This is a genomic window from Microbacterium sp. WCS2018Hpa-9 (assembly GCF_031843745.1).
Taxonomy (GTDB): Bacteria; Actinomycetota; Actinomycetes; order Actinomycetales; family Microbacteriaceae; genus Microbacterium.
Map to the genome: position 1 here is coordinate 80,250 of NZ_JAVTIY010000003.1, position 20,426 is coordinate 100,675.

21 protein-coding genes are annotated in these 20,426 nt (G+C 68.1%); 9 read left to right on the forward strand and 12 right to left on the reverse strand.

Features of this window, described 5'->3' with window-relative positions; genetic code table 11:
* Positions 1–276 precede the first annotated feature (276 nt).
* Entirely contained in the window at positions 277–2,481 is a 2,205-nt protein-coding gene (locus RQG82_RS07045; RefSeq protein WP_311258395.1) for a restriction endonuclease, read from the forward strand.
* Between the two features lie 53 nt (positions 2,482–2,534).
* On the opposite strand, the gene RQG82_RS07050 is transcribed toward RQG82_RS07045, so the two are convergent.
* The 3 genes from RQG82_RS07050 to RQG82_RS07060 form a co-directional block, all read right to left on the reverse strand.
* Positions 2,535–2,963 carry a hypothetical protein gene (locus RQG82_RS07050; RefSeq protein WP_311258396.1) on the reverse strand — a complete coding sequence of 143 codons (429 nt, stop codon included), beginning with the start codon at positions 2,961–2,963 and terminating at the stop codon, positions 2,535–2,537.
* A 74-nt stretch (positions 2,964–3,037) separates the two neighbouring features.
* Entirely contained in the window at positions 3,038–4,381 is a 1,344-nt protein-coding gene (locus tag RQG82_RS07055) for an MFS transporter (protein ID WP_311258804.1), read from the reverse strand.
* A gap of 5 nt (positions 4,382–4,386) precedes the next feature.
* The gene (locus RQG82_RS07060; protein WP_311258397.1) at positions 4,387–4,827 is read right to left on the reverse strand and encodes a MarR family transcriptional regulator; all 441 of its coding nucleotides are present in this window, start codon (positions 4,825–4,827) and stop codon (positions 4,387–4,389) included.
* A gap of 81 nt (positions 4,828–4,908) precedes the next feature.
* On the opposite strand from RQG82_RS07060, the gene RQG82_RS07065 reads away from it, so the two are divergent.
* The 7 genes from RQG82_RS07065 to RQG82_RS07095 all read left to right on the forward strand — a co-directional run bounded on the left by RQG82_RS07065 (position 4,909) and on the right by RQG82_RS07095 (position 10,193).
* Complete coding sequence (locus RQG82_RS07065) at positions 4,909–5,646, forward strand: copper homeostasis protein CutC (RefSeq protein ID WP_311258398.1); 738 nt, start codon at positions 4,909–4,911, stop codon at positions 5,644–5,646.
* 55 nt (positions 5,647–5,701) lie between these two features.
* Positions 5,702–6,556: an alpha/beta hydrolase gene (locus RQG82_RS07070; RefSeq protein WP_311258399.1), complete on the forward strand. Its 855-nt coding sequence runs from the start codon at positions 5,702–5,704 to the stop codon at positions 6,554–6,556.
* A gap of 151 nt (positions 6,557–6,707) precedes the next feature.
* On the forward strand, positions 6,708–7,445 hold the full coding sequence (locus RQG82_RS07075; protein WP_311258400.1) for a DUF1684 domain-containing protein: 738 nt from the start codon (positions 6,708–6,710) through the stop codon (positions 7,443–7,445).
* 49 nt (positions 7,446–7,494) lie between these two features.
* A complete protein-coding gene (locus RQG82_RS07080; RefSeq protein ID WP_311258401.1) occupies positions 7,495–8,544 on the forward strand; it encodes a lipoyl protein ligase domain-containing protein in 1,050 nt (349 codons plus the stop codon).
* Positions 8,541–9,530 carry a site-specific DNA-methyltransferase gene (locus tag RQG82_RS07085; protein WP_311258402.1) on the forward strand — a complete coding sequence of 330 codons (990 nt, stop codon included), beginning with the start codon at positions 8,541–8,543 and terminating at the stop codon, positions 9,528–9,530. Before RQG82_RS07080 ends, RQG82_RS07085 begins: the two co-directional genes overlap by 4 nt.
* 76 nt (positions 9,531–9,606) lie before the next feature.
* The gene (locus tag RQG82_RS07090; RefSeq protein WP_042537868.1) at positions 9,607–9,852 is read left to right on the forward strand and encodes a hypothetical protein; all 246 of its coding nucleotides are present in this window, start codon (positions 9,607–9,609) and stop codon (positions 9,850–9,852) included.
* Entirely contained in the window at positions 9,849–10,193 is a 345-nt protein-coding gene (locus tag RQG82_RS07095) for a type II toxin-antitoxin system PemK/MazF family toxin (protein WP_311258403.1), read from the forward strand. Before RQG82_RS07090 ends, RQG82_RS07095 begins: the two co-directional genes overlap by 4 nt.
* Before the next feature lie 93 nt (positions 10,194–10,286).
* On the opposite strand, the gene RQG82_RS07100 is transcribed toward RQG82_RS07095, so the two are convergent.
* Positions 10,287–10,832: a hypothetical protein gene (locus tag RQG82_RS07100; protein ID WP_311258404.1), complete on the reverse strand. Its 546-nt coding sequence runs from the start codon at positions 10,830–10,832 to the stop codon at positions 10,287–10,289.
* A 138-nt stretch (positions 10,833–10,970) separates the two neighbouring features.
* Here RQG82_RS07100 and RQG82_RS07105 point away from each other — a divergent pair, with 138 nt between their 5' ends.
* Positions 10,971–12,437: a carboxylesterase family protein gene (locus RQG82_RS07105; RefSeq protein WP_311258405.1), complete on the forward strand. Its 1,467-nt coding sequence runs from the start codon at positions 10,971–10,973 to the stop codon at positions 12,435–12,437.
* Between the two features lie 46 nt (positions 12,438–12,483).
* On the opposite strand, the gene RQG82_RS07110 is transcribed toward RQG82_RS07105, so the two are convergent.
* The 8 genes from RQG82_RS07110 to RQG82_RS07145 are packed head-to-tail and all read right to left on the reverse strand — an operon-like array spanning position 12,484 to position 20,419.
* Entirely contained in the window at positions 12,484–12,957 is a 474-nt protein-coding gene (locus tag RQG82_RS07110) for a DUF3237 domain-containing protein (RefSeq protein WP_311258406.1), read from the reverse strand.
* Positions 12,954–13,451: a MarR family winged helix-turn-helix transcriptional regulator gene (locus RQG82_RS07115; RefSeq protein WP_311258407.1), complete on the reverse strand. Its 498-nt coding sequence runs from the start codon at positions 13,449–13,451 to the stop codon at positions 12,954–12,956. Before RQG82_RS07115 ends, RQG82_RS07110 begins: the two co-directional genes overlap by 4 nt.
* Positions 13,448–14,704 carry a flavin-dependent oxidoreductase gene (locus RQG82_RS07120; protein ID WP_311258408.1) on the reverse strand — a complete coding sequence of 419 codons (1,257 nt, stop codon included), beginning with the start codon at positions 14,702–14,704 and terminating at the stop codon, positions 13,448–13,450. Before RQG82_RS07120 ends, RQG82_RS07115 begins: the two co-directional genes overlap by 4 nt.
* A 60-nt stretch (positions 14,705–14,764) precedes the next feature.
* Positions 14,765–16,387 carry an amidohydrolase gene (locus RQG82_RS07125; protein ID WP_311258409.1) on the reverse strand — a complete coding sequence of 541 codons (1,623 nt, stop codon included), beginning with the start codon at positions 16,385–16,387 and terminating at the stop codon, positions 14,765–14,767.
* Positions 16,388–16,444: 57 nt separating this feature from the next.
* Positions 16,445–16,912 (reverse strand): DUF3237 domain-containing protein, encoded by a 468-nt coding sequence (locus RQG82_RS07130; RefSeq protein WP_311258410.1) that lies wholly within the window; start codon positions 16,910–16,912, stop codon positions 16,445–16,447.
* Entirely contained in the window at positions 16,909–18,615 is a 1,707-nt protein-coding gene (gene nikE / locus RQG82_RS07135) for an ABC transporter ATP-binding protein (protein WP_311258411.1), read from the reverse strand. Before nikE ends, RQG82_RS07130 begins: the two co-directional genes overlap by 4 nt.
* Complete coding sequence (locus RQG82_RS07140; RefSeq protein ID WP_311258412.1) at positions 18,612–19,475, reverse strand: ABC transporter permease; 864 nt, start codon at positions 19,473–19,475, stop codon at positions 18,612–18,614. The genes nikE and RQG82_RS07140 overlap by 4 nt, the downstream gene beginning before the upstream one ends.
* Positions 19,472–20,419: an ABC transporter permease gene (locus RQG82_RS07145; protein ID WP_259163005.1), complete on the reverse strand. Its 948-nt coding sequence runs from the start codon at positions 20,417–20,419 to the stop codon at positions 19,472–19,474. Before RQG82_RS07145 ends, RQG82_RS07140 begins: the two co-directional genes overlap by 4 nt.
* Positions 20,420–20,426 lie beyond the last annotated feature (7 nt).

The window sequence follows — 20,426 nt, forward strand, 5'->3', positions numbered from 1 at the left end:
TGTGAATCCGACTAAAGGTCGTGCGTAACCTTCCCGGCCGCCCGATGAAGACTTGACTGACGTGCGCCGTCCAGCCGGAGTGCTGATTCGAGCTGTCTGGGTGGGCCCGCGGCGAGTAAACTTGGGGGAGTGCGCCTGGTCCACGACTGCGGCCAGAGCGGTAGACAGCCGCGAGTGGCACGCAGAAGGCACGAGCAGACAGCAACTTGGCAGAAACCGCATGATTCCGCCCCTCCGATCCTCCGCCGGCAAGAACTGGGACTTCTGAGTCACTGGATGCGCGCCTACGAATCTCTTTCTTCCTACGACTTTGAATGTCTGATTCGCGACCTGTTGCAAGAGGAATGGGGTGAGCGGCTAGAGTCTTTTTCCCCCGGCCCGGATGGCGGGGTGGATGTCCGTCTGCTGACGGCCAACGCGTTACGCACAGTGCAATGTAAGCATTCGCCTTCAAAGACTCTCTCGCAGTTGAAGTCGAGTCTGGCGCGCGAAGCGGCGAAGCTATCCGGTAAGAAATTCGGGGAGTACTGGCTGGCGACCACCGCGACCGCAACGCCTGCCTCCAAGAGGTCGACTTCAGAGGTGTTCGCAAAGCAGGGGTTGAGGGACGAGCGAATCCTTGCTCGCGAAGACCTGGAGAATCTGCTGACGCGGCACCCAAGAGTTGAGCGCGCGCACGTAAAGCTCTACGTATCGAGTCTTGCGGTCCTCGAAGGCGTAATTAACCATGCTCTGTTTGAGCGGCAGCGTTACTTCCTGGACCGAGCGTCGGCGCGAGCGCGACTATTCGTGACAAGCAGCGCGACGCGGCGGGTCCAGGAGACCCTCGACCGATACGGTCTGTGCATCGTTACGGGCCCGCCGGGGGTGGGGAAAACGACGCTCGCGGAGTCTATCGGGCTCACTTATGCCGCCGACGGATACGAGGTCTTCGACGTCCGAAACGCGAGCGAGATTGAGGGAGCTTGGCGTCCGGGCGAGCGGCAAATTTTCCTCTATGACGATTTTCTTGGCCAGACGTCGCTGATGGAGAAGCTATCCCGCGGCGAAGATCACTCACTGGATGTGCTTGCTCGGCGCCTCGCTGAATCACCGTCGCACCGCATGATTTTGACTACTCGCGAGTACATACTCACAGCGGCTCAATCGACGTACAGCAAGCTGCGGAAAGCGGATGTGCTCGAGACAAAAGTAGTCGTCGACATCTCGGCTTACAGTCAGTTCCAGCGCGCTCACATTCTGTTGAATCATGTGTACTACTCGAAGCTGGGTAAGCGCGCTCGAGCGAGTTTGGTTAGCGGGTCATTGTACCGAGCGGTTATACGGCACAAGAACTATAACCCTCGTTTGATCGAGTCGGTAATTAATGCTGCCACGGCCAAAGGCGGAATCCCGGCGCAATCAGGGTTTGCCAAGTTTATGCTTGAAACGTTCGAAAATCCGGACGCATTGTGGCGTGACGTATTTGCCGTTGAGCTGACTCCCGCGCAACGAGCCCTCGCGGTCATGGCCGGGACCGGCGCTACCAGCATCGAGAGGAGCAAAGCCGTCGATTGTGCCGAGCGTATGTTGCGCGGCCGAGGTCGTGTCGACCTTCCGGTAGATCGCGACATTGATGTCCTGGAGGGAATCTTCTTGACCTCCACACATCGCCCTGACGGGGCGATCGCATTGGGGCCGAAGAACCCAAGTATCCGTGACTTCCTCTTGGGGCGTTTGCTCGAGTCGCCCCGCGACCTGGAAATCTACCTTCGCGAAGCGCCAGAATCATCGATTGTTGCTGTGCTCGTGATGGTCTCGGGGTCGGGAAGGAACGCGTCCAGGCCGTGGCGCACACTTTCTGGAGAAGATCAGTACGCAGCCTTGATGATGCTCCGGGCTGCGCTCGACGAAGTCCTGGAGCGAATAAGAGATCCGGACAACGTTGTGCGAGTCGTTTCTGCGTTGGCCGATGCCTTCTCCCAACGACAGAGTGTCCTCGTGACCGCTATTCCCTCTCTTCGTGACACCCTTTCCGCTGCGGCGAAGAGCGCGACCGACATCGATGCCCTCGTTGCAGCCTTTGATCGGTTGGAGCCATTGCTCGATGAGAAGGAGCTTGAGCAGCTAGCCCAATGTGTTCGAACGGCTTGGGATAACGAGTATCTTGATGTCTCTCAGTTTCCAGCTGCTCTCGATTTCGAGAGGAGACAGGAATCCGGTCTCGATATAGAACTCGAAGGCAGGATGGTCGGACAGATTGAAGTGGTGCTGGACAACCCCTCCAACTATGGGTATGACTCAACTTTCGAGATGCTCAGCTCGATGCAGAATCTGATGACATACGTCTCTGGTGACTACTCCGATCTCGAAGACCGAATTCGAGGTGAGCTGGAGGAAGTCTGGGAACCTGATGACGATGACGACAGGGGTCGCGGTTCCTGGGGGCAATCGGGGGTATCCATGGATGCAGAGGTTGACAGTCTCTTTCAACACTTGTGAGTGGACGAAGGGGGCGGATGCCGCAGCATCCGCCCCCTTCGTCGTACCGCCGGTCACGCCGGAGCGTCGTCCGGGTTGAGCGTGCGAAGCGAGTCGCGCTCGATCTCGTTGTCGGCGGTCAGCTGGTCCTCGGTGTGCTCGTCTCCCCCGAGCGCGGCGTCGCGGTCGGGGCTGGCATCACCCTGGATCGCTCCGCGAGGCGATTCGCCGTGCGAGCTGTCACCCTGGATCGCGCCACCCTGGGCTGCGCCCTGAGCGTTCGCTTCGTCGGCGTCGCCCTGGATGGCTCCGCGAGGGGAGTCGCCGTGTGAGCTGTCGCCCTGGATCGCGCCGCCCTGGTTCGCACCCTGCGCGTTCCCGCGGAGTTCGTCACGCTCGACGGACGACTGCCCATCGGGCGCGGTGTTGTGCTCCGGGTTCTGCGCGGTGGTGCCCTCGGCGGGCTCTTCGGCGTGCGGTGTGCGTCCTGTGTTCTGGTCCATGCGGCGAACGTATGTCTGCCCCGCCTGCACGTGGAGGGCATTGACAAATCGCTGCCACGCGCTCAGAAAGAGGGTCACTCCTTCTTCGATGTGCGGATCGGCGTCGTGACGGCCGCTTCGTCGCTGAACTCGACGGGGTCTGCCTTCTCGAGGATGTCGGCTTCATCGACGACGTTCAGAGGCCGCGTCTCGTCGAGAGTCATCAGGAATCGGCTGTCCTCCGAGCGGTGCAGTCGACCCGAGGTGAAGATCCAGATCGCGCCGATCGCACAGGCGACGAAGCCGGCGGTGCCTCCGAGCATGATCGCCGTGCGCGGGCCGAACGTGTCGGCCACCCACCCGGCGATCGGGGCGCCGACCGGCGTCGAGCCCATGATCACCGCCATGTAGAGCGCGAGCACGCGCCCACGCAGCGCCGGGGCCGTGGTCATCTGCACGTATCCGTTGGCGGTCGTGAGCAGCGTCACGATCATGAACCCGGTGAATGTCAGCGTGATCGCATAGGTCAGATAGGTCGGCATCGCCGAAGAGATGAAGGCGGCGACACCGAATCCGCCCGCCGCGAAGACCACGACCCGCACGCGAGCGCGGTCGCGCCTGGCAGCCAGCAGCGCCCCGGCGAGCGAGCCGATCGCGAGCACCGAGCTCAGCACTCCGTAGCCGTCGGCTCCAGCCCCGAACTCGATCGCCATGGTCGAGGCGAAGATCGGGAAGTTCATGCCGAACGCGCCGATCAGGAACACGGTCACGAAGACGACCCGCAGGTCGCTGCGACCCCACACGTAGCGGAAGCCCTCGGCGAGGCCGCCAGGACGGCGGTTCTTCAGTCGAGGGGCGAGCTGGCCGGTGCGCAGCAGCATGAGCGCGACGAGCATCGCGAGGAACGTCACGGCGTTCGCGATGAACACCCATCCAGAGCCGATCGCGACGATCAGCAGACCGCCGACGGCCGGGCCGATCATGCGGGCCAGGTTGAAGGATGCCGAGTTGAGGGCGACCGCGTTCGATGTGTCGCCGGCCGAGACCATGTCGGAGACGAACGCCTGCCGCGCGGGTGCGTCGAACGCGTTGACGACACCGAACGCGGCGGCGAAGCAGAACATCATCGGCAGTGTCATCACGCCGTTCAGCAGCAGCACACCGACGGCGATCGCGAGCAGCAGCAGGGCGCTCTGGGTGGCGAGCAGGATGCGGCGGCGCTCGAAGCGGTCGGCGACCCATCCGGTGAGGCTCACGAGCACGAGCGGCGGACCGAACTGCAGCGCCATGGTGAACCCCATGGCCGCGGCGTCGTTGTCGGTGAGCTCAGTGAGCACGACCCAGTCCTGCGCCGTCGCCTGCATCCAGCCACCGATGTTCGAGACCAGGGCCCCGGCGAACCAGATGCGGTAGTTGATGTTCGAGAACGAACGGAACATCGCGCTCATCGGTCGACCACCTTGCGCATCAGGGCGCTCGCTTCTCGCAGCGTCGTCAGCTCCTCTTCGGTGAAGTCGAGTTCGCCGAGCATCTCGGCCAGCAGCTCGTCGCGCCGACGGATGGTCTGCGCGACGATCTCGGTGCCCGCCTCGGTGATGTCGACCTGCACGCGTCGCCGGTCTTCGGCATCCGGAGTGCGGAACACGAAACCCTGCTCTTCGAGGCCGTTGATCATGTTCGTCATCGACGGCGCGGTGACCCGCTCTCGTTCGGCCAGGGAGGTGATCGTGCGGCGGCCGTGCATGCGCAGCGTCGCGAGCACCGCGAGCTGCGCGTCGCTCATCGCGTCGACGGCGCGGGCCGAGCGGAGGCGCCGTGCGAGTCGGAACGTCGCCATGCGCAGGTCTGTCGCGGTGAGCTGGAGGGAATCATCGGTCGCAGACATTACTTAGACAGTCTAAGTAATTTCCCTCCCGATGGGAAGCGTGCGTCGGATCGGCCGCCGCCGACAGGCCAGAATGGACGGATGACCCGACCCGTTGCTCTCGAGATCGCCGTGCAGGACCCCACCGGAGTGCGCATCGCCGGGGCCATCGGCGCCGCGCGCGTCGAACTCGCTCAGGCGCTCGCTCTCGGCGGCCTCACCCCGTCGTCGGCGACCCTCGACCTGTCGATCGATGCGGCACGGGCCGTCGGGGTCGAGGTGCATGTGCTCGTCCGCCCTCGGGCCGGCGGTTTCCGCTACACCGCCGACGAGATCATGATCGCCGAGAGCGACGTCCGCCGTGCGATCGAGGCGGGCGCCGACGGTGTCGTGATCGGTGCGCTCGACGACGAGGGGCTGCTCGACATCCCCGCCATGCGGCGACTGCGCGACGCCGCCGACGGATCATCCGTCACCCTGCATCGCGCGATCGACGTGACCCCCGACCCCGTCGCGACGCTCGTCGCCGCCCGGGATCTCGGTCTTCGTCGCGTGCTCACCTCGGGTGGCGCCTCGGTCGCGATCGACGGCATCGACACCTTGCGCGCGCTCGTCGCCGAGGCAGCCGGAGAGATCGAGATCATGGCGGGCAGCGGAGTGGATGCCGCCAGTGCTCCCGCCCTCGTCGCAGCCGGCGTCGATGCCCTGCACTTCTCCGCGAAGCGCATCGTGCACGAAGACGGCGGTGTGCGCATGGGGTCGGCGTCCGACGGCGTCGGGGGGTACGAGGTCACCGACCTCGAGATCGCGCAGGGCGTCATCGCCGCGCTCTCGAGCTGAGGCATCTCGGGCCTTCGGCCTGACGCACGTCGTGCACTCTCAGTAGGGTGGGGGCGTGACCGATACGCGTGAATTCACGGATGCCGACGGCATCGCCATCGTCTACGACGTGCACCCGCCGGTGGGCGATGCGCGGGGAGTCGTGCAGCTGCTGCACGGCGTGGGTGAGCATGCCGGTCGCTACGGGGCGCTGATCGCCGCGCTGACCGGGGCGGGGTTCATCGTCTACGCGGACGATCATCGCGGGCACGGTCGCACCGGCATCCGTCAGCACGGCGGACCTGAGAAGCTCGGCCGCCTCGGCAAGGGCGGACTGCGCGCGGCGCAGGCGGCGGTCTGGCAGCTCACCGGAATCATCAAAGACGAGCATCCCGACCTGCCGCTCGTGCTGCTCGGGCACTCATGGGGCTCGTTCCTCGCGCAGATGCTCGTGAACGACCACCCCGAGGCGTGGGATGCCGTGATCCTGTCGGGGTCGGCTCTGCGCACACCAGGGTCGCTCAACGCCGCACCGCTCAACGCCCGCTGGGCGGCGGACGACGCCACCGGCCTCGAATGGCTGAGTCGCGACTCCGCGGTGTGGACCTCGTTCGACGAGGATCCGCTCACCACCGACGTCCCTCTGCTGAAGCTGTTCGGACCCGTCGAAGCGGCCAAGCTCTACGGACGACCGCGCAAGGACCTCGGCCGCGACATCCCGCTGCTGCTGCTCGTCGGCCGCGACGACCCGGTCGGCGGCCCCCGCAGCGTGCACAAGCTCGCCGACGAATACCGCACGCGATCGGGGCTCACCGACATCACGACGCTCGTCTACCCCGATGCGCGTCACGAGATCTTCAACGAGCTGCAGCAGGACGAGGTCAGGGCCGACATCCTGTCGTGGCTCGACACCCGCATCCCCCCGCGCTGATCCACTCGCGCCGCGAGCGTCGCGCCGCGCACGTCGCGCGTCGGCGTGTTACGCCCCGTGAACCCGCGTTACAGCGGGTGAATCCGCGTGACGTCATCTCGGCATGTCTGCCACTCCTCCGCATAGATTCGCGGCGAGAGGCAGGTGCGGGGTGGGTTTCGAAGACGAGTGGCGTGCATGGCATGACTCGCGAGAGCGCTATGCCGGTGCCGAGTACGGCCCGGCCGCGCTCGAGTCGACGAACTGGCTCATCACCGAGCCCGCTGCCGTCGAGGGGGTGCCCGGACTCTGGGCGCTGACGGGAGACGGAGGGATCCGCGGCAGCGATCTCGGCACCGCAGGATCGGTGGTCACGCTGAGGGGCCGTGACACGCTGCGACTCGGACGCCGCGAGCTGCGCGTGTTCGACAGGCGAGGCGAGGTGGCGCTGCGGGTGTTCAACCCGAGGCGGCCGGAGCGGGAGCGATTCAGCGCGATCGACGCGTATCCGCCTCGGAAGGGATGGCGCATCGCCGCGGTGTTCGAGCCGACGCCGGGCGAGACGATCACCGTGACCTCTGTCGACGGTCGCTCGCACGAGTCCGACCTCGCCGGACGGCTGCGGTTCACGCTCGACGGCGTCGCGGTGACGCTCGCCGCGACGCGCACGCCCCAGGGCGGCCTGAGCGCGGTCTTCGCAGACGGCACCAACGGCACCGAGACCTATCGCTTCCGCTTCCTGCCCGTCGAAGAACCGGCATCCGACGGCTCCGTGATCATCGACTTCAATCGCGCCTACCTGCCTCCGTGCGCCTTCTCCGATCAATACGTGTGCCCCCAGCCGCCCCCGGGCAATCGCTTCTCGGCACCGATCCGCGCGGGTGAGCGGGCGGTCGTGCTCGGGCGGTGAATCCGCGGCGCACCGCGCCTGGGCGACGGCCTCGCCTTAAGCTGTAACCGTGCACGGTGAATTCAAGGTTCCAGGAGGAAAGCTCGTCGTCGTCGACCTCGAGGTCGAAGACGGCAGGATCGCCCGCTTCCGGCTCGCCGGCGACTTCTTCCTCGAGCCGGACACGGCACTCGACGACATCGACCAGGCGGTCACCGGGCTGCCGGTCGAGACGGATGCCACGGCCATCGCTGCGGCTGTGCGCGGCGCTCTGCCCGAGGGTGCGCAGCTGCTCGGATTCACTCCCGAAGCCGTCGGCACCGCCGTGCGGCGAGCACTCGTCACGGCTCCCGGATGGAACGACTTCGACTGGGAGATCGTGCACGAGAAGGCGGTCTCGCCGCGCATGAACCTCGCGCTCGACGAGGTGCTCACCTCTCGGGTCGGTGAGGGGCGGCGACGTCCGACGCTGCGCATCTGGGAGTGGGACCAGTCGGCCGTCGTGATCGGATCGTTCCAGTCGTACCGCAACGAGGTCGACCCCGAGGGCGCTGCCCGGCACGGCTTCGACGTCGTGCGCCGCATCTCCGGCGGTGGTGCGATGCTCATGGCCGCGGGGCAGATCATCACGTACTCGCTCTACGTGCCGGCGTCGCTCGTGCAGGGCATGACCTTCGCCGACTCCTATGCCTTCCTCGACGACTGGGTGCTGCAGGCGCTGCGCTCGCTCGGCATCGACGCGATCTACCAGCCGCTCAACGACATCGCGAGCTCGTCGGGCAAGATCGGCGGAGCAGCGCAGAAGCGCCTCGCCAACGGGGGAGTGCTGCACCACGCGACCCTCTCGTACGACATCGACGGTCAGATGATGACAGAGGTGCTGCGCATCGGCCGCGAGAAGCTCAGCGACAAGGGCACGACCTCGGCTGCGAAGCGGGTGGACCCGCTGCGCAGTCAGACCGGCCTCGCGCGGGCCGAGATCATCGAGCGCTTCAAGGACACGTTCCGCTCGCTCACCTCGGCCGAGGACGGCGCGATCACCGCCGACGAGTACGCGGACGCCGAGGCTCTGGTCGAGTCGAAGTTCGCCACCGACACCTGGCTGCATCGGGTTCCGTGACCGACCCCTCGCCTGCTCCGGCGGATCCTGCTCCCGTCGTCCGTGGGGATGTCTCGATCATCCAGGGCGACAACCTGGCGGTCACGGCGACGCTGCCGTCGGCATCCTTCACGCTCGTCTACCTCGACCCGCCGTTCAACACGGGTCGGACCCAGGAGCGGCAGGTCGTCACCGCCCGTCGCACGTTCACGACTCCTTCTGAATCCGATGCCGACGATGCCGCGTCGCCGGAATCCCGCGGGTCGGATGCTGCGGCCGATCCGATCCTGCTGACTACCGAACCGGTGGCCCCCGGGGCAGAGGTGCGGCACGGGTTCCACGGCCATGCGTACGAGCGGGTGCGCGGAATGCTGCGCACCTACGACGACCGCTTCGACGACTACGGCGCTTTTCTGATGCCGCGGCTCGAGGAGGCCTGGCGGCTGCTCGCCGACGACGGCACGCTGTACCTGCACCTCGACTACCGCGAGGCGCACTACGCCAAGGTCATGCTCGATGCGGTGTTCGGGCGCGACTGCTTTCTCAACGAGCTCATCTGGGCCTACGACTACGGCGCGAAGTCACGCCGCCGCTGGCCCACCAAGCACGACACGATCCTCGTGTACGTCAAGAACCCGCGCGAGTACGTGTTCAACGCCGACGACATCGACCGCGAGCCCTACATGGCGCCGGGTCTCGTCACGCCCGAGAAGGCGGCGCGCGGCAAGCTGCCCACCGACGTGTGGTGGCACACGATCGTGCCGACGACTGGCCGCGAGAAGACCGGATACCCGACGCAGAAGCCCGAAGGCATCCTGCGACGCATCGTCAGAGCGTCCAGCCGCCCCGGTGACCGGGTGCTCGACCTCTTCGCCGGCAGCGGCACGACCGGCGCCGTGGCCTCGGCGCTCGGACGCGACGCTGTGCTCGTCGACGACAACCCCGAGGCGGTGCGCGTCATGACAGAGCGGATACCGCACGCCGTGGTGTCGCGCGTCGGGGAGTAGGCGGGCATCTTCCGACGCGACCGCGAATGTCGGATGCTCTGACTGCTCTCGCAGTATGACCAGTTATACTCTTCCCATGAAGACGGCGATCTCAGTACCCGATGGCGACTTCGCTCGTTTCGAACGCGTGGCTGCGCGACACGGGATGAACCGGTCGGAGTTCTTCCAGCTCGCCGGGCGACGACTGGCCGATGAGTTGGAAGGCTCTTCGGACCTGACCCGTATCGCGAACCAGATCTTGGCTCAGGCCGATACCGATGCGGACGATGAGTTGTTCGTGCGTGGCAACGAGCAGCGGCTGCGCGAGAGCACCGACTGGTGATCCGCAGAGGCGACATCGTCTGGGTCGACTTCGGGATTCCGCGAGGTTCGGAACCGGCGAAAGCGCGTCCGTCCGTCGTGGTGCAAGAGGACTGGCTGCTCGATGCGAACATCAATACCGTCCTCGTTGTGCCGCTGACCTCGAACACCGCTCTCGAGGGGTTTCCCGGCAACGTGCTGGTGCCGGCCGCAGCATCAGGGCTCGATCGCGACTCGGTGGCGAACGTCAGCCAGATCGGTCCGGTCACACGCGAGTTCGTCGACACCTACCCGGCCGGCCATCTCGCGCCCTATCTGATGGCGCAGATCGGGACCGGCATCCGACTCGTCTTGGGGGTCTGAGGCGCCCGTCGTCTCGGTCACGCCGATCTCGTGGGCCGGGTCGCGGACGGATGGTCGCCCCTCGGGGCGGGCGTCGGCCGGTTGTCACAGGCGTCAGCGCGATCCGTGGTCGTTCGTGTACGCGTGGCAACGCGCGAGAAGGTCGGCGCGGCGTCTGATGGCGGCTTGGGCGCTCTCGGTGACGCTCCGTCCCACGCTGCTCGAGGTGGTCACATCGAGTTCGGGGCGGGCGAACAGGACGTCGTAGAACGGAGCGAGAGTCTCGTCGGAGAACTTGAGCGTGCGGCAGAGTGTCTGCAGCGGCGTGCCCCATCGACTGCCGCTGTCGGCATTGATGTCCGCGCCTTCATCGAGCAGGCGGGCGAGCAGAGCTGCTTCAGCGATGAAGTCGTGGGTCGTCGCGCTCAGCAACACGTGCAACGCGTTCACATGGCTCTCGGTCGCTGCGCCGGCATCAGCGCCGTCGTCGAGCAGTCGCGTGGCGATCGCGACCCGGCTGGCGGGGTCGCTGTTGCGCAGAGCCCGCATCAGCAGCGTCAATCCGTCCTCGTCGGCCCACGTCGCGAGCGATGGTTCGTAGTCGGCAAGGAACTCGGCCTCGTTCTGGATCGCGGAGAAGTAGACGCGGGGGTAGACCATGGTCTCGACATTAGGCGACGAGCTGGAGCAGGCCGGAGACGTGGGGCCGAGGATCGTCGTCACCGCGCGGCGCGCGCCGTAGTTTCGGCGAGGGAGAGTGTCGGCAGGAGAGAGTCTCGGCGTGAGAGTGTGAGGGTCATGACCGAGTACGTCGAGGTGCAGACCGCCGCAGGGCGGGTCCGAGGGTGCTGGCGCCCGACCACGGGAGGGCGAGGGACCCCGCGGTCGGCGGCCTTTCTCGGCATCCCGTTCGCAGAGGCGCCGATCGGTGACCTGCGGTTCCAGGCGCCGGTGCCGAATGCGCCGTGGGAGGGCGTGCGCGATGCGCTCGAGTTCGCCGCCACCGCGCAGCGCGGAGACCCCGGGGTGACCCTGATCCCGGAGCCGAGCGTCGAGGGCGATTCGACGCTGAACGTCAACGTCTTCACGCCCGACCCCACGGCATCCGGCATGCCTGTGCTGGTGTGGATCCACGGCGGAGGTTACTTCGCAGGGTCCCCGGCGAGTCCCTGGTACGACGGTCGCAACTTCAATCGAGACGGCGTCGTCACCGTCTCGATCTCGTACCGGCTCGGCTTCGACGGGTTCGGCTGGATCGAGGATGCGCCCTCGAACCGTGGTGTGCGCGACTGGCTGCTCGCGCTCGAATGGGTGCAGCAGAACATCGCCGCCTTCGGTGGAGACCCCGGTCGCGTGACGATCGCCGGGCAGTCCGCCGGAGGCGGAGCCGTGCTCACCCTGCTCGGCATGGAGGCGGCACAGCACCTGTTCCACAGTGTCTACGCGATCTCGGGCGCTCTCGGAGATGTCTCGGCGCCGCGGGCCGAGGCGTTCGGGCGAGCGCTCGCCGTGACGGCGGGCGTCGAGCCCACCGTGGCCGGTCTTTCGACCGTGAGCGAGGATCGTCTGCTTGCGCTGCAGAAGAAGGCGACCCAGCTCGGACCGTCGTCGATGACCGCCATGATCGATGAGGGCCTGCCGCTCGGGCCCGCGATCGACGGCGACCTTCTTACACGTCCGACCCCTGAATCGCTGCGAGCCGGAGTCGGTGCCGACAAGCCCCTCGTGATCGGTGCAGCGGACGACGAGTTCACGATGGCGTTCACCGGCAGTGCCGCGAAGGCGCTGCGATGGGTGCCGCAGGGAGTGCTGTTGACCCGGCTCGGGCTGCCCAAGAGCATTCGCGCCGAGTATCTCGCCGCGAACGCCGATGTCGCGCGCCTCGGCAAGGCGCGGCTCGCGGGACGGGTGCTCACAGACCGCATGTTCCGCAGTGGGGTTCCCCGCATCGCGGCGGTCCGTGGCGACGCGCCCACCTGGCTCTACCGCTTCTCGTGGCCGTCAGGGCACTTCGGCTTCGCCGAGCACTGCCTTGACGTCCCGTTCTTCTTCGATTGCCTCGACGGCCCCGCGATGGAGCCGCTGGCCGGGCCGAACCCGCCGCAGGAGCTCGCGGACGAGGTGCACGGCGCCGCCGTCTCCTTCATCACCGCGGGCGACCCAGGGTGGACGAGACACGAGGGGGATGCGGGGATCGTGCGGGTCTACGACAGGCCGACGCACGAGGTCGGCGACGCGTATGCGTCGGTGCGGTCGTTGCTCTGAGCACTGTCTCGCGTGACGGTGGCGCCCTCCGGGTGGCCTGCCGCTTTCACGTCACCCGGTAGGCGCGGTAGCGCACGGCATCCGCCTGTCGCTGCGCAGCCGAGAGGAACAGTGAGCGTTGCAGGTGGGCGAGCGCGGGAGCCTCGGCCTCGATCTGCACCGTGGTGCGGAAGTAGTACGAGCCGGGGTCGACGTCTTCACCACGGCGCAGCTGCTCGAGCACGTCGGGGGTGCCGGTGCGCAGTCCCTTGGCGTGCAGCAGCAGGAGGTCGCCGTCGGACGTGCGGGCGGAGTAGCGGCCGTCGATCTCGATCGTGCCGTCGGGGCGGACGATCTGCCAGTCGGCGCCTCCTGGGAGGATCACGGCGTCGACGGAGCCGGTGATACGGCCGCCGAGGATGGGCACGACGCGTCGGTGACCGACACTCGTGCCGCCGTGGTCTTCGAGCGGACCGAGATCGACGGTCACATCGAAGGCGAACTCGAACGTGGGCAGCGGGAGTGCGTCGTGCAGGGTCATCGTGTCTTCTCCGGGACGGTGGCGCGGCTCTCTGCGGTGGTCGGCTGCTTGGGGTCAGCGCCGCCGAGCAGGGCGCAGAGTCGTTCGAGGACGGGAAGGGCGGCATCGAGGGTGGCGAGCTCGTCGTGGCGGAGCTGCGCCGTCGCTTGAGCGACGAGCGCGGAGTTCGCGGCGTCGAAGCGGTCGAACAGGTCGAGCGCTGTGGCGGACGCGCGCACCACCACCCGGCGTCCGTCGGACGGTGCCGGTGTGCGCTCCACGAGGCCGTCGCCCTCCATCGCGGTGAGGAGGTTGCTCACCGTGGGCCTGCTCAGCCGCAGACGCTCGGCGATCTCTGCCGGGCCGCGGGAGGTTCCGCGAGGCAGCGCACGGATCACGCCGATCTGCGCATCCGGCAGCTCTGGCAGTCGGGCCTCGGCGCGTGTGGCGGCGAGCAGCGCCCGTCGCAGCGGAGAGATGACGGCGGCGAGGCGCGCGGCGTCGAACTCGCTCATCGCGCGACACCCGAGGGAGGGGTGAGCGAGGGGCGGTCGTTGAGGATTTCGGGCAAGAACCCGGCTGCGGTCTTGTAGTCGGCCGCGATCTGCGCACGCTCGGCATGCGGAATCACCTCGTCGATGTCGGAGAACCCCTGCGGCGCGCGTTCCCGGGCCAGCTGCATGACCCGTTCCGGCCCGGTCGCCCGAGTGCCGGCGAGCAGCGCGGTCATCGCGGGGCGTCGGGCCTGCTCGTAGGCGGCGAGACCCGCGTCGATGCCGTCGGCTGTCGCGAGATGGAAGGCGAGGGTGCGGGCATCGAGGATCGCCTGGGACCCGCCGTTCGATCCGTTCGGGTACATCGCGTGCGCGGCGTCACCGAGCAGCGTGGTGCGCCCGAACGTCCACTGGGGCAGGGCGTCGCGGTCGACCATGGGGTATTCGAGGATCTCATCGGCCGTCGCGATCGCGATCGGCACGTCGAGCCAGTCGAAGTTCCAGTCGCGGAAGAGCTCGGCGATCGGTGCGGGGTCGATGGCCCTGTTCCAGTCGGCGTCTCCCGTGCCGCCGACGCGGCGTTCGGCGATGAAGTTCACCAGCATCCGTCCGTCTGCATCTGCGGGGGCGAGGGGGTAGGCGACGAACTTCTGGTCGGCGTCTCCGGCCATGATCATGGTGCTCCCGTCGAGGAACGCGGGGATGCGGGTCACGCCCCGCCACAGGGTGAGGCCGCTCCAGGGCGGTGCGCCTTCGGCGGGGTACCGCAGCGCCCGCAGTGCAGAGTGGATGCCGTCGGCGCCGATGATCACGTCGGCAGTGGCCTCGACCGTGCCGTCGGCTGTGGCGAAGCTCGCCGTCTCGGTGCCATCGTCGTTCGTCGCGACCCCGATGAGCCGGTGGTCGAGGCGGATGGGTTCGGCGAGGCGCGCCTCGGCGAGGTCGCGGAGAGCGAGCTGCAGGCGCCCCCGGTGCACCGACAGCTGCGGCCAGCGGTATCCGGCCTCGCGACCACGCGGCTCGCTCCAGATCGGCTGCCCGAGGCGGTTGTAGTACGCCAGCGTGCGCGGTTCGACGCCCAGCTCGGCGATGGTGTCGGCGATGCCGAGCTCAGTCAGCTCGCGCAGTGCGTGCGGCAGCAGGTTGATGCCCACGCCGAGCCCGCGGATCGCGGTGCTGCGCTCGTAGACGGTGACGTCGTGCAGTCCTGCCTCATTCAGGCTGATCGCTGCGGCGAGTCCGCCGATGCCTGCGCCGATGATGATGATCTTCATTGATCTCTCCTGATCTGTGCTGCTGATTTCTGCTGTGAATGGGTGATGAGTGCGGGGCCCTCAGCCGCGCGTGTGCACGACGGTGCCGCCGACGACCGTGACGGCGGTGCCGACGCTGATGAGCGCCTCTGCCGGGATCGCGAACGGGTCGACGGTCGACACGGCGATGTCGGCGCGGGCGCCGACGCGCAGCATCCCTCCTCCGCCCAGGACGAGCTCTGCGGAGCCGCTGGTGTACGCGGTGAGAGCCTCGGTGAGGGTGAGGCGCTGAGTGGCATCGAGTGGTTCGCTCGGCTGCCCGTCTGGGCCGGGGAGCGTGCGATTGACGGCGACGTGGATCGCGAGCCAGGGGTCGGCGGGCGACACGGGCCAGTCCGATCCCATGGCGATCGCGGCGCCGCTGTCGGCGATCGCACGGAACGGATACCCGGCGCGCATGCGGGCGTCGCCGATCATCGGCACGACGGCCGGGTCGACCGATGCCCACAGCCCCTGGATGTTCGCGGTGATGCCGAGCGGGCCGAAGCGGCGGGCGTCGTCGGGGTGCACCATCGACAGGTGCGCGAAGTGGTGGCGCTGACCGGTGCCGTTGGCGCGGCGAGCGGCTTCGACGGCGGCCAGCGCGACGCGCACACCGCGGTCGCCCATGATGTGCAGGTGCATCGCGAAGCCCTCGGCGTCGAGTGAGACGACGAGCGCCTCCAATGCCTCGGCATCGATGTGCAGCTCTCCGCTGCCCGCATGGCTGCAGTATGGCTCGAGCAGTGCGGCGGTCTCGCCGTGGGGCACGCCGTCGACCATCGCCTTCGCAGTCGACGTGTCGAAGCCCGTCGCGGCGTTCTCGGCGCGCAGCGCGATGAAGCGCTCGACCAGTGCCGGCACCTGCGCGGCCGTCGTGCCAGGGGGCACCCACAGCGCGCCCGAGGTGCGACTGCGCAAAGTGCCGTCGGCGATCGTCGCGAGGTAGCCCGCAGTGCAGTCGGCCTTGCCGTTGTACTCACCGAGGATCGCCTCATGCCAGCCCGTGATGCCGAGGGTCCACAGGAACTCCTGCGCGTTGAGCAGACCGGCCGCGATCTCGGCATCCGTCGAAGGCGGAATCACCCGGCCGACGAGCTCTGCGGCCGTCTCGTTGAGGTACCCGGTGGGGTGGCCCTGCTCGTCGTGGTGGATGTGCCCGTTCGGAGGTGCGGGCGTCTCGCGGTCGACCCCGGCGAGCTCCAGCGCGCGCGAGTTGACCCACAGCGTGTGGTGCCCGGCATCGCTCAGCGCGACCGGTCGGTCGGGCACGATCGCGTCGAGCATCTGCCTGGTCGGGTGCGGCAACAGCTCATGGCTCCAGCCGCCGCCGGTGATCCATTCGGCATCCGTCGCGTCGGCCGCGGCCACGATCAGCGACAGTGTCTCGTCGATGCTCGTGGCCTTGGTCAGGTCGCAGCTGAGTCGTTCGACGCCGGCGAAGGCCGCGTGGATGTGCGCGTCCACGAACCCGGGCAGGATGCCGCCTCCCGCCGCCTCGATGATGCGGGTGTCGGCGCCGGCGAGCGCGCGGATCTCGGCATCCGTGCCGATCGCGATGATGCGCTCGCCGCGGATGGCGACGGCCGTGTCGGCGGTGCCCACCCGGCCGTCGAACACGCGGCCGTCGACGATGCACACGTCGGCGAGGAAAGTGCGGGTCATGGTCGTGCCTCTCGTCGTGCGGCTGCGCCGCTCGGGTTCTGCTCGTCGATCATCTCGTCACACCACTCGGAACACGCGGATGACGACCTGGTCGTCTCCGGGGCGCGCGTAGCCGACGAACTGCGACTCGGCGAGCCAGCGCAAAGGCTCTGCATCCGTCTGGAAGACGAAGGCCGTGCGGTAGTACAGATCCTGCTCGGAGGGGTGTCCGCCCGCCTCGAACTGGGCGATGGCAGCCTCGTTCGCTCGCCAGTAGCCGCGGTTCACGACGTCGACGAGGTGCCCGTCGATCTCGATCAGATAGTGCGCGTCGAGCTGGGTGGTCACGCCGTGGTCGACCCACCAGTCGCCGCCGCCGGACACCACACGTCCCTCGGCGCGGGGGCCGGAGAGCGCGCCACCCGTGATGGCGGTGAAATGCAGCCCGCCGCCCTCGCCGCGACCGATCCGCTGCGGCGGGGTCACGTCGACCCGCAGCTCGAAGCAGTACTCGAACGCGGGGGTCATCAGCTCGGTGTCGGTCATCGCCGTCTCCTCTTGGTGGGTCGGTCGAGCCCGATCGTGGGGATCGGGGTGGTGCGCACGGGAATGCGCCGCTGCGGCACCCAGCCGTCGCCGGGAATCGAGTCGAGCAGCAGGCGGGTGTATTCAGCCTGGGGGTTGTCGAGCACGGATCCCGTAGCGCCGCGTTCTTCGATGCGACCGTCGCGCATCACGACCACCTCGTCGCACAGGCGGCGGATCACGGTGAGATCGTGGGTGATCATCAGCAGGGCGACGCCGGTGTCGAGACGGATGCGCTCGAGCAGCGACAGGATCTCGACCTGCGTGGTGACATCGAGCGCCGACACGGCCTCGTCGAGCACGAGGATGCGCGGCTCGGCGGCGAGCGCTCGGGCGATGGCGACGCGCTGCCGCTGGCCGCCCGAGAGCGATCGGGGGCGTGCGTCGAGCAGGGCGACGTCGAGGTGCACCGACTCCATGAGCGCCGACACCCGCGCCGAGAGTGCCGCGCGGTCGTCGTCGCGGCGGTGCACCCGGATCGCCTCGACGAGGCACTGCCGCACGGTCTGGCGTCGATCGAGCGACTGGTACGGATCCTGGAACACCATCTGGGCGGTCTTCGCGCGAGTGCGTCGTTCGGCACCGGATGCAGCGGGCGTGCTCCAGTCGGCGCCGTCGACTCGCACGGTGCCGGCGTCGGCGCGCTCGAGGCCGCAGATCACGCGGGCGGTGGTCGACTTGCCGGATCCCGATTCGCCGACGATGCCGAGAGAGCCACCCGCCGCGAGCGCGAAGGACACGTCGTCGACCGCGGTGAGGATGTCCTGGCCTCGGCCGTGCGCGGCGCGCACCCGGAACGACTTCTTCAGGCCATCCACACGCAGCAGCGGCTCTGGGGCTGTGTCCGATTCTGCGGGCGCAACCGCGGGAGCCATCGGCACGGCGTCGAGCGAGGCCGACATCAGGATGCGGGTGTAGTCCTCGGTGGCATCCGCGCGCATGCTCGACCCGCGCAGCGTCTCGATCGTGCGGCCCTGCTTCATGACGACCACTCGATCACACACCGCTCCGGCCAGAGCCAGGTCGTGCGTGATGAACAGCAGCGACAGGTCGCGGTGGCGGCGCAGATCGCCGATCACGGCCATGACCTCCTCTTGCGTCGTGACGTCGAGTGCCGTGGTGATCTCGTCGGCGAGCAGCAGCCGAGGGTCCATCGCCAGGGTCGAGGCGATCATCACCCGCTGCAGCAGCCCGCCCGAGAGCTCGGCGGGGCGCTGCCGAAGACGTCGGGCGGGGGAGGGCACGCCCACCTCGTCGAGCAGCTCGATCGCGCGGCGCTCAGCGGCATCCGGGGTGAACCCGGCGACCGTGACCAGCGCCTCGGTGAGAAAGTCGCCGATCGTCCGCAGGGGGTTCAGGTGCGCTCTCGGCGTCTGAAACGCCATGCCGATGCGCAGCGCTCGCAGCTCGCGACGGCCTCGCGCGTCGAGAGCCGCGAGGTCTTGACCCTCGACGCGGATCGTGCCGCCCGTCGTGAAGCTCTCGGGCAGCAGGCCTGCGATCGCGCGGACGCTCAGGGTCTTGCCCGAGCCCGACTCCCCGACCAGGCCGACCGATTCGCCGAGGGCCACATCGAGCGTGCAGTCGTGCACCAGGGTGCGGGGGCCGTCGGGCGCCGGCATCCCGATCTCGAGACCCTGCAGTTCGAGCACGGGTGCCGTCATCGTTCCTTCTCCTCAGCCCAGGTGGTGGTGCGGGCGCCGATGATGCCGACGGCGAGCACGGTGATGACGATCAGCAGAGCAGGGAACAGCGACTGCTCGGGAGCACCTGCGAGGATCGCGGCCTGCCCGCCGGCGATCATCGAGCCCCAGTCGGCAGCGGGCGGCTGCTCGCCGAGGCCGAGGAACGAGATCGCCGCGAGGTCGAGCATCGCGTAGCCGAATCCGATGGTGGCTTGGGCGGCGACCACCGGGATCAGGGCGGGAATCAGATGGCGGAAGCAGATCGCGGCGCTCGAGACGCCCTGAACTCGGAGCGCCGCGATGTACGGACGCCCCAGTTCCCGCGAGGCGGCCGTCTGGGTCAGGCGCGCCACGACCGGGATGTAGGCGATCGACAGAGCCGCCACCGGGGCGACGAGGCCCTTGCCGAACATGGCGACCGCGAGCACCGCGAGCACGAGGCCGGGGATCGCGAAGATCACATCGATCATGCGGGCGATCGTTCCGCGCACGAATCCACCGAACCAGGCCGCGGTGATCGCGAGCGCCATGCCCAGCGACGTGGAGAGGGCCACGACGATCACCGGCGCCGCGACGCTGGCGGCCCCGCCGACCAGCACACGCGAGAGGATGTCGCGGCCGAGGTCGTCGGTGCCGAACAGATGGTCGAGCGACGCGGGGCCGTTGGTGGGCCCCGCGTAGAGCTGATCGGGGGAGTAGGGTGCGAGCCACCGGCCGGCGATCGCGATCACCGCGATGACCGCGAGCACGACGACCGCGACGACCACGAGCGGATCGCGTCGGGCCAACCGACGTGTGGCGGCGGGGATTCGCCCCGCGGCGAGCTGACCGACGCTCATGCGTTCCTCCGGGTTCCCGCGCTGTCGGGGTCGATGGCGGCGGCCAGCAGGTCGGCGATCGCATTGAGCACGACGAACAGGGCGACGAGCAGCAGTGAGACGACCTGCACGACCGGCAGGTCTTTGCGGGCAGCGGCCTCGGTGAGCAGCGATCCGATGCCGCCGAGCCCGAAGGCCTGTTCGGCGATCGCCGATGCGGCGAACAGCCCCGCGATCGTGGTGCCCGAGATCGCCAGGATCTGCGGGGCCGCGTTGTGGAACACGTGCCGGCGGAACACCCGCCCCCACGGGATCCCTCGTACCCTGGCGGTCTCGACGTGCTCGGAGTGCAGCTGGGCGACCAGGGCGCTGCGGGTCACCCGGCTGATGTACGCGATGAACATCAGGGCGAGTGACACCGCGGGGAGCACCAGATGCCAGAGCCGATCGAGTCCTTCCTCGCCCGCGCCGAACGTGGGGAACCACCCGAGAGAGGTGGCGAAGATCCAGATCAGCAGGATCGCGACGATGAAAGTCGGCAGCGCCATGCCGAGTGAGGTCGTGACCGAGACCACCATGTCGGTGCGACGGCTGCTGATGGCGGCGAGGATGCCGGAGCCGAGGCCGAACACCGCGATGAGGGCGGTGGTCAGCAGCACCAGCTGGAAGGTCACCCCGAACCGTGCCCCCACGAGCTCGGCGACGTCCGTCTTGTAGACGAACGACCGCCCGAAGTCGCCGGTGATGACCCCGCCGAGCCAGTGGAGGTACTGCAGCCACACCGGGTCGTCCAGCCGGTATTCGGCGCGGATCGCCGCGATCAGCTCAGGGGTCGGACGGGCCCCGCCCGCCAGCGCCGTCACCGGGTCTCCCGGCGTGAGCAGCAGCGCCGAGAAGATGATGACGCTGGCGAGGAAGAGCGTGAGCGCGAGTCCGCCCAGCTTGCCGAGCACCGTCCTGATCATGAGAGGA